The organism is Promicromonospora iranensis (genome assembly GCF_028994775.1).
Classification (GTDB): domain Bacteria; phylum Actinomycetota; class Actinomycetes; order Actinomycetales; family Cellulomonadaceae; genus Promicromonospora; species Promicromonospora iranensis_A.
The window spans coordinates 133,168-148,797 of record NZ_JAJQMN010000003.1; the positions used below are offsets into that span (position 1 = coordinate 133,168).

The 15,630-nt window shown below is 70.4% G+C and carries 10 protein-coding genes; 4 read left to right on the plus strand and 6 right to left on the minus strand.

Annotated features, from left to right (window positions below; all coding sequences use genetic code 11):
• Nucleotides 1-127: 127 nt before the first annotated feature.
• Nucleotides 128-2,989, plus strand: a complete 2,862-nt coding sequence (locus LUU90_RS06000; RefSeq protein WP_275002419.1) for a glycosyl hydrolase — start codon at nt 128-130, stop codon at nt 2,987-2,989.
• A 117-nt stretch (nt 2,990-3,106) separates the two neighbouring features.
• Here LUU90_RS06000 and LUU90_RS06005 read toward each other — a convergent pair whose 3' ends face one another.
• The gene (locus LUU90_RS06005; RefSeq protein WP_275002420.1) at nt 3,107-4,231 is read right to left on the minus strand and encodes an FAD-dependent monooxygenase; all 1,125 of its coding nucleotides are present in this window, start codon (nt 4,229-4,231) and stop codon (nt 3,107-3,109) included.
• A 69-nt stretch (nt 4,232-4,300) separates the two neighbouring features.
• Between LUU90_RS06005 and LUU90_RS06010 the strand changes: the two genes are divergently transcribed.
• From LUU90_RS06010 to LUU90_RS06020, 3 genes are all read left to right on the plus strand, one after another.
• On the plus strand, nt 4,301-4,966 hold the full coding sequence (locus LUU90_RS06010) for a TetR/AcrR family transcriptional regulator (RefSeq protein WP_275002421.1): 666 nt from the start codon (nt 4,301-4,303) through the stop codon (nt 4,964-4,966).
• A gap of 205 nt (nt 4,967-5,171) precedes the next feature.
• Nucleotides 5,172-6,674 carry a ricin-type beta-trefoil lectin domain protein gene (locus LUU90_RS06015; protein ID WP_275002422.1) on the plus strand — a complete coding sequence of 501 codons (1,503 nt, stop codon included), beginning with the start codon at nt 5,172-5,174 and terminating at the stop codon, nt 6,672-6,674.
• Between the two features lie 224 nt (nt 6,675-6,898).
• Nucleotides 6,899-7,993, plus strand: coding sequence for a LacI family DNA-binding transcriptional regulator (locus LUU90_RS06020; protein WP_275002423.1), 1,095 nt, complete (start codon nt 6,899-6,901; stop codon nt 7,991-7,993).
• Between the two features lie 32 nt (nt 7,994-8,025).
• Here the strand turns inward: LUU90_RS06020 and LUU90_RS06025 are convergent, their stop codons facing one another.
• The 5 genes from LUU90_RS06025 to LUU90_RS06045 all read right to left on the minus strand — a co-directional run bounded on the left by LUU90_RS06025 (nt 8,026) and on the right by LUU90_RS06045 (nt 15,559).
• Entirely contained in the window at nt 8,026-9,285 is a 1,260-nt protein-coding gene (locus LUU90_RS06025) for a glycoside hydrolase family 76 protein (RefSeq protein WP_275002424.1), read from the minus strand.
• Nucleotides 9,286-9,336: 51 nt separating this feature from the next.
• Nucleotides 9,337-12,450, minus strand: coding sequence for a glycoside hydrolase family 38 C-terminal domain-containing protein (locus LUU90_RS06030; protein WP_275002425.1), 3,114 nt, complete (start codon nt 12,448-12,450; stop codon nt 9,337-9,339).
• Between the two features lie 96 nt (nt 12,451-12,546).
• The gene (locus tag LUU90_RS06035; RefSeq protein WP_275002426.1) at nt 12,547-13,353 is read right to left on the minus strand and encodes a carbohydrate ABC transporter permease; all 807 of its coding nucleotides are present in this window, start codon (nt 13,351-13,353) and stop codon (nt 12,547-12,549) included.
• Nucleotides 13,354-13,385: 32 nt separating this feature from the next.
• Complete coding sequence (locus tag LUU90_RS06040) at nt 13,386-14,270, minus strand: carbohydrate ABC transporter permease (protein WP_275002427.1); 885 nt, start codon at nt 14,268-14,270, stop codon at nt 13,386-13,388.
• A complete protein-coding gene (locus LUU90_RS06045; protein WP_275002428.1) occupies nt 14,258-15,559 on the minus strand; it encodes an ABC transporter substrate-binding protein in 1,302 nt (433 codons plus the stop codon). The genes LUU90_RS06040 and LUU90_RS06045 overlap by 13 nt, the downstream gene beginning before the upstream one ends.
• Nucleotides 15,560-15,630: the final 71 nt, after the last annotated feature.

The following is a 15,630-nucleotide window of genomic DNA, read 5'->3' on the forward strand; positions in this document are numbered from 1 at the left end:
CGAGAGGACAACGATGTTCCATCCTTCTTCCAGCACAGGTTCGACGGCCAATCCCGAACCAGCGATGCGACCGCACGGCGATCAGCGGCTCGGGTCTCGACGCCGACGCCGGGAATGGCGTTCACACATGGCTGTTCTCACGGCAGTCGTGGTCGCACTCTCCACGGCCGGCGCCGCCCCGGCCGTGGCGGCCGAACCGACGCCCGTCGGTGCCGGGAGCTACACGACCGATCAGGTCGGCCCCGCACCCGAGGGGTGCGCCCCGCTCGCAACCGACGCTCGCGCGTTCATCACCGACTCGGCGCCGGAAGGGGCTGTGCCGACGAACGACTGGTGGTCCTCGTTGAGCTTCAAGAAGTTCGACTGCTCGATGAGCGAGCCCCTGCACGCGCACCCCGTGTCGTACAAGCCGTCGCCCGAGGGCCTCGGGCTCTCGTACACCCAGCAGCCCACCCTCTACGGAACGCCCGGTGGGATCGGGGAGTTTCACTACCCGTACAGCCAGGACCTCGTCGTCGGGGTAGCGGGTCTGAACGCATCCGTCGCCGAGGTCGCCGATTGGAGCGACTGGACGGTCACCCCCTCCTGGAGCGACGGAGCACGCTCCATGACGGCGACGATCGGGCACGGGCTTCCCGTCACCTGGTTCGAGATGACCGGCGGCGATGCGCGCCTCACCGGTGCGTCGGACCTTCGTGTGTGGCTCCGCGACGGCGCCCGGATCGGATTCAGCACCGGCGGCGCCGACTACGTCGCGTTCGCGCCGACCGGATCGTCCTGGACAACCTCTGGCAGCGTGCTCAGCAGCAACCTCTCCGGCAAGGGCTACCTCTCTGTCGCCGCACTTCCGACAACACCGGGCGACGACGACGCGGCGCGGACCGCCCAGGCGGACTCGTACACCCCGTATGCCTATGTCGAGGTGACCGGAACTCGCGCCGACTACGACTACGACGAGGCCACGAGCATCGTGCGTACGACCTACTCCTTCGAGACCGAGGCGCACGAGGGCAGCAGCTCGGGCACGATCGTGGCGCTCTACCCGCATCAGGACGTCTACCTCGAGGAGACTGCCGGCGACGGGCCGGGCGGCGGCGCGGCCTCCGACCGCGACTACGAGTCCGCACGCGGCAAGATGAACACCCTGGTCGGAGCGACGTCGTTCACGACGGAGACTCCGTTCACCGGTGTCCTGCCGGAAGTCCCTGCGGTCGCGACCGCAGCGGGTGACGCGAATGCGCGGCTCGACGCCCTGCTCGACGCAGAAGCGGACGACCCGATGAGCATCGACGGTGGCGACACCTACTGGACCGGAAAGGCGCTCGGCCGCGCCGTGCGGATCGCGGAGATCGCCGATCAGCTCGACCGTACGAGCGTGCGCGATACGGCGCTCGGACAGATCGAGGCCACCCTCACGGACTGGTTCACGGCGAGCCCCGGCGAGACGGAGAAACTGTTCGCGTACAACGAGAACTGGGGCACCCTGGTGGGCTTCCCCGCCGGGTACGGCTCGGACAAAGAGCTGAACGACCATCACTTCCACTACGGGTACTTCATCGTCGCGGCCGCCACGCTGGCGCGGTTCGATCCGGCGTGGGCCACCGACCAGGAGTTCGGCGGCATGGTTGACGAACTGATCGCGGATGCCAACAACTTCGACCGCACCGACCTGCGTTATCCGTACCTCCGGGACTTCGACATCTACGCGGGTCACGACTGGGCGGCAGGCCACGGCGCGTTCGTCAACGGCAACAACCAGGAGTCGAGCTCGGAGGGCCAGAACTTCGCGAACGGTCTCATCCAGTGGGGTACCGCCACGGGCGACGACGCCACACGCGATGCCGGGATCTACCTCTACGCCACGCAGACGGCGGCGATCCAGCAGTACTGGTTCGACGGGTCCGGTGCGATGCCCGATGCCTTCGGGCACTCGACGGTGGGCATGATCTGGGGCAGCGGTGGAGCGTACGCCACCTGGTTCAGCGGCGAAACCGAGATGATCCAGGGCATCAACACGCTGCCGATCACCGGCGGTCACCTCTACCTCGGTCTCAGGCCCGATGACGTCGTCGACAACTACGACGAGATGGTCGCGGCCAACAACGGCAACCCGACGGTGTGGCAGGACCTCCTGTGGTCGTATCTCGCACTCGGGGACGGTCAGCGAGCCCTCGCCGCACTCGACGGGGACCGCGAGTACCCGGTGGAGGAGGGAGAGAGTCGCGCGCACACGTATCACTGGATCGCCAACCTTGCCGGGCTGGGCACGATCGACCCGGCGGTGACGGCTGATTCTCCGGTGGCGGCCGTCTTCACCAAGAACGGGGCACGCACCTACGTGGCCTCGAACATCACGCAGTCGCCCCTCACGGTCGAGTTCTCGGACGGGACCTCGCTCGCGGTGCCGGTCGGAAAGACCGTCACCTCGGGTGCTCATGCGTGGAGCGGGGGCGGCGCCGCGAGCGGCACCGACCCGACGGACCCGACGGATCCGCCCGAGCCTGCTGCGACCGAGTTCTACCTGACCGCGGGCGGCACGCTGGCCACTGGCCCGGGCTCTGCTACCACGGCCGTGCTGGGCGCGCGTTCAGGACCGGATGCGGTCGGTGATCCGAGCACCGGGCTCACCGCCACGCTGGAGCACGTCACGGGCGAGTTCGGCGGTCTGCGCACCGCGTTCGATCTCGGCGTGGACGCAGAAGCGAATGTCGGTAACGGCACGCGACTGCGCGTCTCCTACGATCTCAGCGGCGACGGCTCCTTCGACCGGGTGGAGTCGTACAGATACTTCGCCACGGACCCGGTCCCGGGCTTCGAGCGCTACACCTCTGTGAACCGGGCGCTGGAAAGCTCCGAAGGCACTCTCGGCGACCTCAGGGACGGCACGATCCAGGTCGAGATCTGGAACGTGATCGGCAACGCGCCCTCGCTCCTGAACCTCGAAGACTCCGTGCTGGAGGTGCCGTTCGGGCCATTGACGGTGAGCTGACGAGCACCAAGGAGCACGATGGCCCCGGTCGGTGGCGACCGGGGCCATCGGAAGGGACCGAGCCGGACCCCCCAGCGCCCTGACGCCGTCCGGCCGCGAGCCGGTCTATCCGCACCCTCAGGGACTGACCGGCGTCGTCGCGTACGAGTTGAGCTGCCGGTTCCGCTCCTCGATCGCCTCGGTCGTCGGCGGCACCAGCAGTTCTCCGCCCGGCGCGGCGGTCGCCTGGGCGTGCGTGACGTACGGACGCTGCCGCTCCTCGTACTCGGCGAGGGCAGCGCCGACGTCGTCCGGGTGCGTTCCCAACGCTTCGGCGAGGATCGAGGCCCCCGTCAGCGCGAGCGACGTGCCACGCCCCGAGAGACCGGAAGGACCGGAGGCCGCGTCACCGAGCAGGACCACCCGGCCCCGGTGCCAGCTGTCCATGTGGATCTGCGCCACGGTGTCGAAGTACAGGTCCGGGTCTCGCACCAGGGCGTCGACCAGCTCGGGAACGCGCCACTCGTCGTGCCCGGCGAACGCGTCGGCGAGGATCCGCCGAGCGGAGTCGGGGTCGCGGTAGTCGTGATCGAGCGGCTCGGAGCGGAAGGTGGCCACGGCAATCACCTTGTCGTGATAGCGAGCGAACCCGATCAGGTGGCCGGGGTAGTTGTAGAACGAGTTCTCCCGGCTCGTGGACTCCTCCCGACCGGGCATCAACCCGAACGCCACGTAGTAGCCCAGCGGACGCAGGTACTCGCTCTCGGGGCCGAAGGCCAGGCGCCGGGTCGCGGAGTGGATACCGTCCGCACCGATCACGAGGTCGAACCGGTCGGTGGACCCAGAGGCGAAGGTGGCGTCAACGCCCGTGCCGTCGTCGGCCAGGGCCGTGACGTGCTCGTCGAAGATCAGGCGCACGCCGTCGGGCAGCGCGTCACGGAGGATGCGGGTCAGGTCCTCGCGGGCGATCTCGATGTCGTCGGCCGAGTCTCCGACCATCGCCTGCGGCACCGTCGCGAGCACGGCTCCGTCAGACCCGACGAAGTGGACGGTCTCGGTCATCGTGAGGCGAGCGTCCCGCACCGCGTCCAGGATGCCCATCCGGCCGGCGGCGCCGATGGCGTCGCCACGCAGGTCGATCGGCGATCCGCCGGTCCGCAGCCGGGCAGCACGCTCCACGATCGTGACGTCGTGTCCCGAGCCGCCGAAGGTGATTCCCGCCGACAGACCCGCGAGCCCGGCACCGGTGATGAGGATGCGCATGTCGATCTCCTTCCAAGAGACACGTTGTCTCTTAAGCACTCTGGTACCGTAGCACGCAGAGGAGACACTGTGACTCTTAATGGGACTCTTAATGGCGAGCGACGGCGCCGCGGTGCCGAGCTGGAGACCGCACTGCTCGACGCGGCGTGGGCCGAGCTGACCGAACGCGGATACGACGACCTGACCTACGACGGCGTCGCCCAGCGCGCCCGGACGGGCCGCGCCGTGCTCTACCGCCGCTGGCCCGCCAAGGCAGAGCTCGTGCATGCCGCCGTGCTGCACGTGATCGGTAGCGAGCCGGCCGAGCCTCCGGACACCGGCAGCCTCCGCGGCGACGTGATCGCCGCCCTCCAGCAGACCAACAGCACCAGGATCGTCATGGCCGTGCAGCTGCTGACCCGTCTGGGCGACTACTACCGCGCGACCGGTGTCTCGCTGGGCGGCCTCATCGAGGCGGCCACCGGCGGGAAGAACCCGATCATGCGGGTCATCGCCGAGCGCGCCGCGGCACGCGGTGAGCTCGATCCCGTAACGATCACCGAACGGGTACTGCGCGTCCCGGTGGACCTGTTCCGGATGGAGTTCATCCTCACCTACGAACCGGTACCCGACTCCGTCATCCTGGAAATCGTCGACGACGTCTTTCTGCCCCTGGTCAACGCAGGGCGTGTTCCGACTGGATCACACGGCTCGTCCCGATCCGCTATCGACTCTCGGTCTCAGCGCAAGTCCTGACGCCCCGAAAGGCGCGGATCGCATGATGGCTCCGGCACCGACCTTCACCCCCTGATCGTTTCTGATCGTTCAAGGCTCACTCTTGACCACATACTGCTCGAGTGGAACCCTTACGGCGACGCTGACCCGCGCAAACGATCAGCATCGAAGCCCTCCGTTAGTTCAACGACGAACACGCGCAATGACGCGCGAGATGGGTTGCACCGTGACGACACTCCGTCCAACCTCCCCACGCCCCCGGCGGCCCTGGGCGCGCCTGACCGCCCTGCTGGCCGTCCTGACCCTCCTGCCGTTCACCGCCGTCGCGGGCAGCGCCCCCGCCGCTGCGGCCACCGACCAGTTCCGCGGCATGAACTGGGCGGTCTCCGGTGACAACTTCTCGACGAGCCCGCTGGTGCTCGACGGGCTCTCGTCGTCGGACAGCTACGACACCGTGCGCGCCAAGGCCAACGCGCTCTACGGCGACATGGAGTCGACGCTCGGCGTCAACACCGTCCGCCTGCCCGTCAACGCCCACACGGTCGGCACGGCCTGGTGGGGTGCCTACCGCGGCACGATCGACGCAGCCACGGCCCGCGGGTGGAAGGTCATCCTCGGCTACTGGGAGGACGGCGCCGCCTCCGGCGGCAGGATCACGAACACCTCCGCCTGGAACTCCATGTGGAGCACGATCCTGTCGCAGTACGCCTCGAACGACCTCGTCTACTTCGAGCCGATGAACGAGCCCCACGGCTACTCCTCGACCGCATGGCGGGACACGGCCGCCGCCTGGCTCAGCACGCACAGCAACGCCCCCGACGGCCGGGTCCTGATCGGTGGCACGGGCTACAGCCAGGACCTGCGCGACGTCTGCAACGACTCACGCTTCAACAGCACCCTGCTCTCGTTCCACACGTACACCTTCATGTACAGCGCGATGACCTACGACGCCTGGAGGTCGCACATCACGACCCGCCTGGGCAACTGCGCGTCGCGCGCCGTCGTGACCGAGTTCGGCTCCGCGATGAACAACGGCCTGAACTACAACGACAGCGGCAGTGCCGACAACATGGTCCGGTACCTGCGGGCCGTCGCCGAGGTGATGCGCGACAACTCCATGGGTGGTGTGTACTGGCCGGCTGCCGGCGGCAAGCAGGGCAACATCGGCTACGACTGGTACTCCATCTACATCAAGAGCGGCAGCGGCACCGCGCTCGACCTGACGATCCGCAACTACTCCGGCGCCAACCAGTACCGGTACGCCATGGGCGACAACGTGAACCCGAGCGGCGGCACCGGCTCCGGGTCCCGCGCCGGGACGATCGCCGCCAAGCACTCGGGCAAGTGCATGGACGTCGTCTCCGCCTCGATGTCGAACGCCGCCGAGGTCACCCAGTACACCTGCGGCACCGGGACGAACCAGCGCATCGCGCTGAACGATCTCGGCAACGGCTACTACAACCTCGTCGCCCAGCACTCCGGCAAGTGCATCGAGGTCGACGGCGCGTCCACGGCCGACGGCGCGAGCATCACGCAGTACACCTGCAACGCGGGCAGCAACCAGCAGTGGCAGCGCATCAGCGTGGGCAGCGACCACCAGTTCAAGAACCGGAACTCGGGCAAGTGCATCGACGTCCCGAGCGCCTCCACCGCCAACAGCGCCCGCCTGAAGCAGTACACCTGCAACACCAGCAGCACCAACCAGGTCTGGACGATCGGGAACTCGTGATCGCAGCCTGACACCGCACGCGGCGGGCGAGGCCACAGCCACGCCCGCCGCACGGGGCTCCGCCGGTGATCAGGTCCGTCGCAAGCACACGATGAGGAAGGTTGCTCAGCAGGCTCGCAGCCGTCGCAGGTGTGGTCCGATGACGACCACCGCGTCCGCCCGACGGCGTCCCCCGTCCCACCCGGCAGTTCGCCCGAACCGGGCATGTGCCATAGGTTCTGACTATGGCTGAGCCGGGCAGCGAGGAACGGGCGAAGGAGCCGCGCACCGTCCCCACCATCAGCGACGTAGCGCGGCACGCCGGCGTCAGCCCGATGACGGTCTCGCGTGTGCTCTCGGGCGGCCAGAACGTCAGTGCCACGATGCGCCGCAAGGTGGAGACCTCCGTGCGCGCCCTGGGCTACCGCCGCAACGAGAACGCGCGGAGCCTGCGGCCCGGCCACCGCAGCGGTCTGGTCGGCGTGGTGGTGACCAACCTGGCGAACCCGTACTACGCCGAGGTGCTCGAGGGGATCGGCGAGATCCTGAGCGAGGCGAACCGGCGGGTCGTCTTCGGCACCTCGCACGAGGATCCCGAGGAGGAGGCACGGCTCATCGCGGACTTCGTCGGCCGCCAGACGGAGGGGCTCATCGTGGTGCCCGCCGGCGGCCCGTCGGAGCATCTGCGGCCGGAACAGCGGCACGGTGTGCCCCTGGTCTTCGCCTCACGGCGGCAGGACGGCGTGGACGTCGACGCCGTCATCGTGGACGACGTGCGAGGCGCGGAGCGGGTCACCGCCCTGCTGCTGGAGGAAGGGCACCGGCGTATCGCGTTCGTCGGCAACGCGGTCTCCGTCTTCACCGGGCAGCGACGCTACGAGGGGTTCGAGCGCGCGCACGCCGCGGCGGGCGTCCCCGTGCTGCCCGAGCTGGTCCGGCGCGGACAGCAGGACATCCACTCCGCCGAGACCGCCGCCCGGGAGCTGCTCGCCCTCGACGAGCCGCCCACGGCGATCTTCGGCGCCAACAACCGAAACATGGTCGGTGCCATCAAGGCCCTGCACGCCGCCTCGGCCGTGCGCGGGACCGACCTGTTCGCCCGGGTGCGGCTCGCGAGCTTCGACACCTTCGACCTGGAGGAACTCGTGCCGGGCGACCTCTCCGTGGTCACGCACGACGCGCGCGAGCTGGGCCGCACGGCGGCGGAGCTGCTGCTCGTGCGGCTGCAGGGCAAGCGCCCCGACCGGCCGACCCGGACGATCGAGCTGCCGACGTCGATCCGCACCCGCCGTCGGTCGGAGGAGCGCCTGCCCGGCGCCGAACCGGCTCAGCCGGCGTAACCGGCCGAACCGGCTCAGCCGGCCGGGCCCGCTCAGGCGGCGTCGCCGTAGTCCTGCTTGCGCCAGGCGAGCAGCGCGAACACCTGGATCGCGCCGGACTGGTGCAGGGTCTGGGGCTTTGCGTCCGGGGCGGGCGCTCCCCCGCCGCCGGACTGGAACCGGAACAGGCCTGAGGCCTCGTCCCGGTTCTCCGTCCAGATGCGTTCGGCGTACCGGCTCATACCGTCGACGACGGCGGACCTGCGAGCGCCCGCGATCGACTCGAACAGCAGCAAGTTCGCGAACATGATGGCGTTGAACACCACGGGCTGGTCGTAGAGCCGGTCGCCGCGCAGCCAGTGGTCGACGGCGCCGGCCGCGTCCGCCGTCGCGAGGTCGAGGTACCGCTGCTCCCCCGTGGCGCGGTGGAGCAGGGCCGCCGCGCCGACCATCGATCCGGAGTTGTAGGTCCAGAGGGTCTCCTCGACGGTGCCGTCGAGCAGGATGCCGTTGGCGTAGAGGCCGTCGCCGCGGCTCAGGGCGACGCGGACCCAGTCGTAGGTGCGCCGGGCCCAGTCGAGGTACTGCGTCTCGCCGGTCTCCTCGTAGAGGTGGACGGCCAGCTCGGAGGCGAGGCTGGTCACGTTGGCCGCGCCCCGGTAGGGGTTCCAGTCGGCCTCGACCCAGTGCATGCCGCCGGGGTGCTCGACGTCGGGGTCGGTGTCCCAGGCACGGGGCAGGAACTCGAAGACCCGCCGGGCCCGGCGCAGCAGCTCGGGTTCGCCGGTCATGCGGTAGCGGCGCACGAGCTCGAGGCCGATCACGGCGTTGTCGTCGAAGAACGGGTCTCCGCCGCCGCCGAGCGGGGCGGGCGGGTAGGACGCGTACGCGCCCCGATCCGCTTCCCAGTACCGCTCGAGGCCTGCGAAGCGGTCGGCGACGTCATCGGTGAAGCGGCGTCCGGACCCGGGGAGCCGGTCGACGTTCACGGTGGCGGCCGTGGCCTCGCGCAGCGGCCAGACGTAGGAGTACTGGTTCTCCCCCGGCTCGGGGTCCAGGCCTTCGTTGTACAGGCCGGTGTCGGGCAGGTACAGGTGCCGCTGGAGGGCGGCGTAGCCGTCGAGCGCACGACGGCGCCACGGGTCGGCGGCGGGGTTCGCCGTCGCCGGCGTGGCCAGCAGCGGGGCCGCGAGCACGGCCAGCCCGACGCCGCCGAGGCCGGCGGTGAACGTGCGGCGGGACAGGGGCTGGGTCGTGGGCAGGGAGACGGGCAGAGAGACAGGCAGGGAGAAGGGCAGACGAGGTTCAGGCACAGCGCACTCCTTCGTGGTTGTGGACCGGTGGTCTGGGGCCGAATGGCCCGTTCAGCGGGTGGTCAGGAGCACGGCCGTCGTGCCCTGCGGTTCGATCGGCACGGCGATGCCGTCGGCGGTCACCGTGAGCTGGTCGACGCGGTCGCCCAGGTAGGTGGCCGTCGCGGCCTCGGTGACGTCGAAACCGGGGCGCAGCCGGACGACCACGGGCTCCTCGGCGTAGGACTGGAGCCGGACGAGGTTCTCGCCGTCGGTGCCGGTGGCGGTCACGGCCACGAGCCGCACCCGGTCGTCGTCGAGCTGCAGCAGGGACCGTTCGGCGTGCTCGGCCGCGGCGGCCCCGGCGGGTGTGCCGGGCCGCGCCGTGGCGAGCACCCCGAGGACGGGGCGGGTCAGCTCGGCGGCCGTCCGTGCCGCCAGGGCGGCGGGGCTGATGCTCTCCCCCGCGCGGCGCAGCCCGACGGCGTAGCGGAACGACGTCTCGAAGCCCTGCTCGGAAGGGAAGTTGGTGTCCCAGACGTTGTTGTGCACCCACGAGTAGACGGTGGCGGGCTGGCGCGGCGTCATGCTCTCGGGGAACGGGGCGTAGGGCAGGGAGATGACCTCCGGGTGCACCAGCGGCGCGTCGGCCGTGACCCAGGCGATCGCGAGCTCGTCGTCGTCGAAGGACACCCAGTCGCGCACGGCCCGCATGTGTTGGGGAGCGCCCGGCACCTGCGGCAGGTCGGGGCCGGTGAGGCCGCCGGTGATCTCGTAGCGCACGCGCGGCGCGGGCACGGCGAAGGGGAAGGCCAGGAAGGCGCTCTCCTTGGTCATGGTGGCGGGCTTGGCGAGCCGGTTCTCCACCTCCAGACGGGCGGCGTCGCGGGGCAGCACGAGCGTGACCAGCACGTGGTGCACGCCGTCGGCCGCGTACCGGTAGGTCAGGCGTTCCTCGATCGGGGTGCTGACGCGCTCCACGACGTGGCCCGGCCCCGCCGTGGTGCGGCTGCCGAGCAGCTCGAGCTCGGCGGAGACGGAGGTCTTGTTGGACTGGTGGTTGTACCCGCCCGCCGTGGTGTACGTGTCGTAGACGTAGCCGTTCATGCCGACGACGGCGTCCTGGTCGACGATCTCCCGGCCCGTCGCCTTGTCGAGGATCGACGCCACGCAGCTGCGCTCCAGGTCGACCCGGACGCGCAGGTGCTCGTTCTCGAGGACCAGCGGGTCCGCCGCCGCGGGTGCGGACGGCGCGGGCGACTCGGCCGCTCCGGTCCGGTGCACGGTCAGCCGCACGGAGCCGAGCGCCGGGACGTCGGGCACGTGCACACGCACGAAGCGCCCCGCGGCACGGTTCTCGGGGTTGGTCTGCGGCACGGTCACGCTCGGCAGGGTGTCTCCGGTGCGACCGTCGCGGACCAGCACGGGCTCGTCGAGCGGTACCCGGCTCTCCCGGACGAAGAGGGAGACGGTGGTGGTGCGGGCGAAGCCGGCGGTGTTGACGGCGTGGTACGTGCTGTCGGCGCCGGGCTCCTCACGCAGCAGCGCGCCGAGGCGGGCGGAGGCGTGGTCGAGGAACAGGTCGGCGTCGTCGCGGGCCGCGAGCGCCCGGCCGTACTTCCAGTGCCACTGCTCGCTGCCGGACAGCCGCCCGGAGTCGGCGTGCGTCCACGGGTCCGAGGCCCCCCAGGTGTGCTCGTTGAACAGGGAGATCGAGGAGTAGACGGCGGAGGAGCGCTCGGTCTCCGCGGGCACGCCCTCACCGCCGAGCAGCCGCTCGATGCCGCTGACCGTCTGGGCGTCGGCGAGCGTGGCCTGCGCCTGGCGCGTCATGGCCTGCGGGCGGGCGGCGCTGCCCACGCCCTCGACCCACCAGTCGCCCCAGTCGCCGGTCAGGGTGGGCACGTCGTCGCCGACGCGCTCCTCGACGGCGCGGAAGAAGTCGGCGTTGGTCGACGTGCGCAGCTGCGGGTAGGCCCACGTCTCGTTCCACCGCTGGACGATGTCGGCGTGGATGATGCTCGCGGGCGCGTTGTCGCTGTGCCGTCCGAGCACGCGCAGGTGCAGCACGTCCCAGGGGTACGGTTCGCGGTCGGTCACGGCGGGCCCGTGCCAGCCGAAGGCGCCGGGCGCGTAGGGGTACGGGTTGGTGGCGAGCGCGGTCAGGTAGGCCGGCAGCAGCTCGTCGACCAGGTCGTACGACGTCGTGAACCCGAGGTTGGCGCCCTCCATGTACGCGAGCCCGTGCGGGCTGTCGGTCATCCACACCAGCACGCTGCGCCCGGACGGCGCGCTCCACCGGAACAGCCGCGGCAGGTGCTGGCCGCCGTTGAGGTGCGGCACGGAGCGGCCCGCCCAGTTGTGCGCCACGGAGAGGTACCGCACGCCCTGCTGCGCGAGCGCGTCGGGCAGGCCGACGGGCTGGCCGGGCACGTCGGTCTGCATGGCCACCGGCATGTCGATGCCGTACCGCTCGCGCACGTCGCGCGACAGGCGCAGCAGCTCGTGCAGCTCGTCGGTGGAGCAGGTGTCCAGGTGCAGGTTGTACGGCAGCGCGGTGAGCTCGAGCTGTCCGTCCCGCACGCGGTCCATGAACTCCTCGACGTGCGCCGCCGGGCGCGACCGGACCCACTGCTCGAACGGCCACAGCGCCTCGAGCGACCAGCGGAACCGGCCCTCCTCGGGCCGGTCCTGCGTGGCACGGGCCAGGTCCAGGCAGGAGTCGAGGAACGCGAGCTGGTTGCGCAGCACCGTGCCCTGCGGGTCGGTGTACCCGATGTCGAAGTGGGAGTGCTGCACCAGGTGGATCGACCACTCGCGCACCGGCACCTGCTCGAACGTGATCGAGTCCGTGCCCAGGTCGGGCAGCTCCAGGCTCACGTCGGTCGCCTCGCTCACAGCGGGCAGCAGCACGCGCACCGATCCCGCCGGCCCGGGCAGCGTGGCGGGCTCCACGGCCGTGCCCGACGGCGTCCGCAGCACGACCCGGCCAGGGTTCGCGCCGTCGGCCTCGAGGCGGACGCTCTGCAGCGTGCCGGACCCGGTGTCCCGGCGCAGGAGCGGCTCCGGGATCACCCGGACCCGCCGTCCGCCGATCACGGCCTCGGCCGCGACGGCGCGGCCCACCATCTCGGAACGGGCTCTGTCGAGCGACCAGGGGTGGTCCTTGACCAGTGCACGGCTCATCGGGAAGACACCAATCTCACGTCGGGTGATCACATCGGGTAGTCACATCGGGCAGTCAAATCGGGCATGGCAGGTGGGAACGGCGGGGTCCGGGGGCTACGGCGTGAGCCGCAGCGCGTTGACGAAGAATCGCTGGAAGGAGAGGAACAGCACCACCGTAGGAATGGACGCCACCAGCCCGGCCGCGAGGATGACCGGCGGGCCCAGGCCGGAGTACTGGCCGTTGAGCTCCGCGAGCGCCGCCATGAGCGGGCGCACGTTGGGGCTGGTGGACAGCGTGATGCCGAAGAGGAGGTCGTTCCACGTGGCGAGGAACTGGAAGAGGAACGCCGCGACCATCGCGCCGCGGGCCAGCGGCAGGTGGATGCGCAGGAACATCGTGAACCAGCCGGCACCGTCGAGCTGCGCGGCCTCGCGCATCTCCTTCGGTGCCGTGGTCAGGTAGTTGCGCACCACGAAGAAGGCGAACGGCACGGCGAGCGCCGCGTAGATCAGGACCATGCCGTACTGCGTGTCGTACAGGGAGGTGACGGCGTAGGCGTTGAACAGCGGCGACAGGAAGACCTGCAGCGGCAGGAGGGTGCCGGCGTAGATCAGCCAGAACCAGAGCACCGGTCGGCGCACGGGCATGACCACCACCGCGAAGGAGGCCAGGGCGGCCACCACCACCGCGATGAACGCGGAGCCGGCGGAGTACAGGAAGGTGTTCCACATCGCCTGGCCGATGTCGGCGGTGGCGAATGCGGTGGAGATGTTCTCGAACAGGGCGAACGAGGTGAACCACCAGCGGGGTCCCACGTACTCGTCGGCCGCCGTGAAGGCGTTCACCACCACGAGGTAGGTGGGCAGCAGCCACAGCAGCGCCACGGCCACCAGGAGCGCGTTGCGCAGTCGTCGTGCCATCGCTAGGCCTTCTCTCAGTCGTCGGGGCGCGGTCAGTCGTCGGACCGCAGCTGGCGCCGCAGGTAGATCCAGGAGGCGGCGAGCACGATCACGGTGAGCACGACGGCGACGGCGGCGCCGTACCCGTAGCGGCTCAGGGTGAAGGTCTGCCGGTACATCGTCAGGGCGAGCGTCTCGGAGGCCGTGCCCGGGCCGCCGCGGGTGAGCAGCCAGACGATGTCGAACGTCTTGAGGCTGCCGACCAGCGAGATGCCGATCACGACGATGCTGATGGGCTTCAGCTGGGGCAGGATCACCTCGCGCAGCAGCCGGAACCCGCCGGCGCCGTCGAGCCGCCCCGCCTCGATGGTCTCGGTGGGGATGGCCTGCAGGCCGACCAGGAACAGGATCATGTTCGCGCCGGTCGCCTGCCACGTGGTGGCCAGGATCATCGCGAAGGTGTTGGTGGGCCACTCGAGCAGCCACGGCTGCTCCAGCGACGACAGCCCCAGGAGGCCGAGGATCTCGTTGACCCCGCCGTCGGTCTGCAGCATGAAGTTCCACAGGATCGCGGTGACCGAGCCGGACAGCGCGTACGGCAGCACGACGGCGAACCGGGTGAACCTGCCCCAGCCGGAGCTGTTGGTGGCGACCGCGATGACCAGCCCGAGCAGCACCGGCAGCAGCAGCGTGCCCACCGTCCAGATGCCGGTGTTCAGCAGGGACCGCAGGAACGACTCGTCGGTGACCAGCGTCGCGTAGTTGTCGAGGCCGACCCAGCTGCGGGACAGGCCGTCGTCGCTGAAGAAGCTGCGGTAGACGGTGAAGAGGAACGGCAGCACGAGCAGGGCGCCGACCAGCGCCACGGCGGGTGCGATGAACAGGGCGGCCCAGGTGCGGGCGGCCCACGGGGCGGCACGGCCCGTCACAGCGACCACATCTCCCACTCGACGTCGGCCCGTTCCTGCATGCGCTGCAGCGTGCTGCGGGCGCTCGCCGCGGTCGGGTTCGCCATGAACGCGCTCAGCTCCTGGACGTTGCCCTCGATGAGGGCGGGCGGGGAGGCCTCCCAGTAGCGGGTGGCCAGGATCGGCCTGGCCTCCTCCACCTGGCGGGCGAGGTCACGCACCGGCTGGACCGGCGGCAGCGCCGCGGTGTTGGCGGACAGGTCGTTCAGGAAGTCGACCCAGACCTGCTGGGCGTCGGTGCTGAGCCAGTCGCCGGCCACGGCCAGCGCCTCGGAGCGCTTGTGCCCGTTCTCGGACACGGCGAGGGCCCCGCTCTCGGTGACGACGGCCGCCGGCGCGCCGGGGTTCACCGCCGGGAGCAGGAACAGCCCGAACGTCTCCTCGTCGAGCCCGGCCTGCACGTAGCTGGCGGCCTGCCAGGTGCCGTAGAGGTTCATGCCGACGGTGCCCTCCGCGAACCGGCCCGGTGCCTCCTGGACCGCGAAGTCCGGCGGCGAGAACAGGCCGCGGTCGTACATGTCGGTCCAGAGCGCCATGGCCTCCTGGGCGGTGTCGTCGGTGTAGGAGGCCTCACCCTCGGTCAGCGCCCGGTAGAACTCGGGGTCCAGGCCGTTGACGAGCTGCTGGAACCAGATGAGCGACTCCCAGGTGGTGGCGCCGCCGCTCCCGATGGGCACGACGCCGCCGTCGCGCAGGGCCTCCGCCGTGGCGATGAACTCGTCCCAGGTGCTGGGCACCGTCAGGCCGAGGCGTTCGAAGGCCGGCTTGCTGTAGAAGATCGCGTAGTAGGACTGGTAGAGCGGGATGGCGTACGGGCGGCCGTCGTGGCTGAAGCTCTCGCGCGCCGCCGGGGAGACCCAGCCACGGCGTTCGGCGTCGTCCCAGACCGTCGACAGGTCGGCGAAGATGCCGGACCGGGCGATGTCGCGCAGGCGGTAGCCGTTCCACCACTTCACGAGGTCGGTGGTCGAGTCGGTCCGCGCGGACATGCGCACGAGCTGCTGGTACCCGCTCACGTCGGGCACCGCCCGTACGGAGACGCCGTGACCGGTGCGCTCGCGGAGCACCTTGCCGATGCTCTCGAACCCGGACGCCCAGGTGGGGTTGTCGTTGGTGAGCGTCACGTCCGCCCCGGACGCCGCCCGGGTCAGGGTGCCGCGAGCACACGACGACAGCACGGCGGCGGCTCCGAGACCCGCGCCGAGGCGCAGGACCGTTCGCCTGTCGACCATCGCTCGGGGCAGCGTCTTCGCTGACATTCGGACCTCCTGGTCTCGTCGCTGGCTCCGGCGCCAGCGAGCATGATGGTGGGAATGGTATCGATACCAAC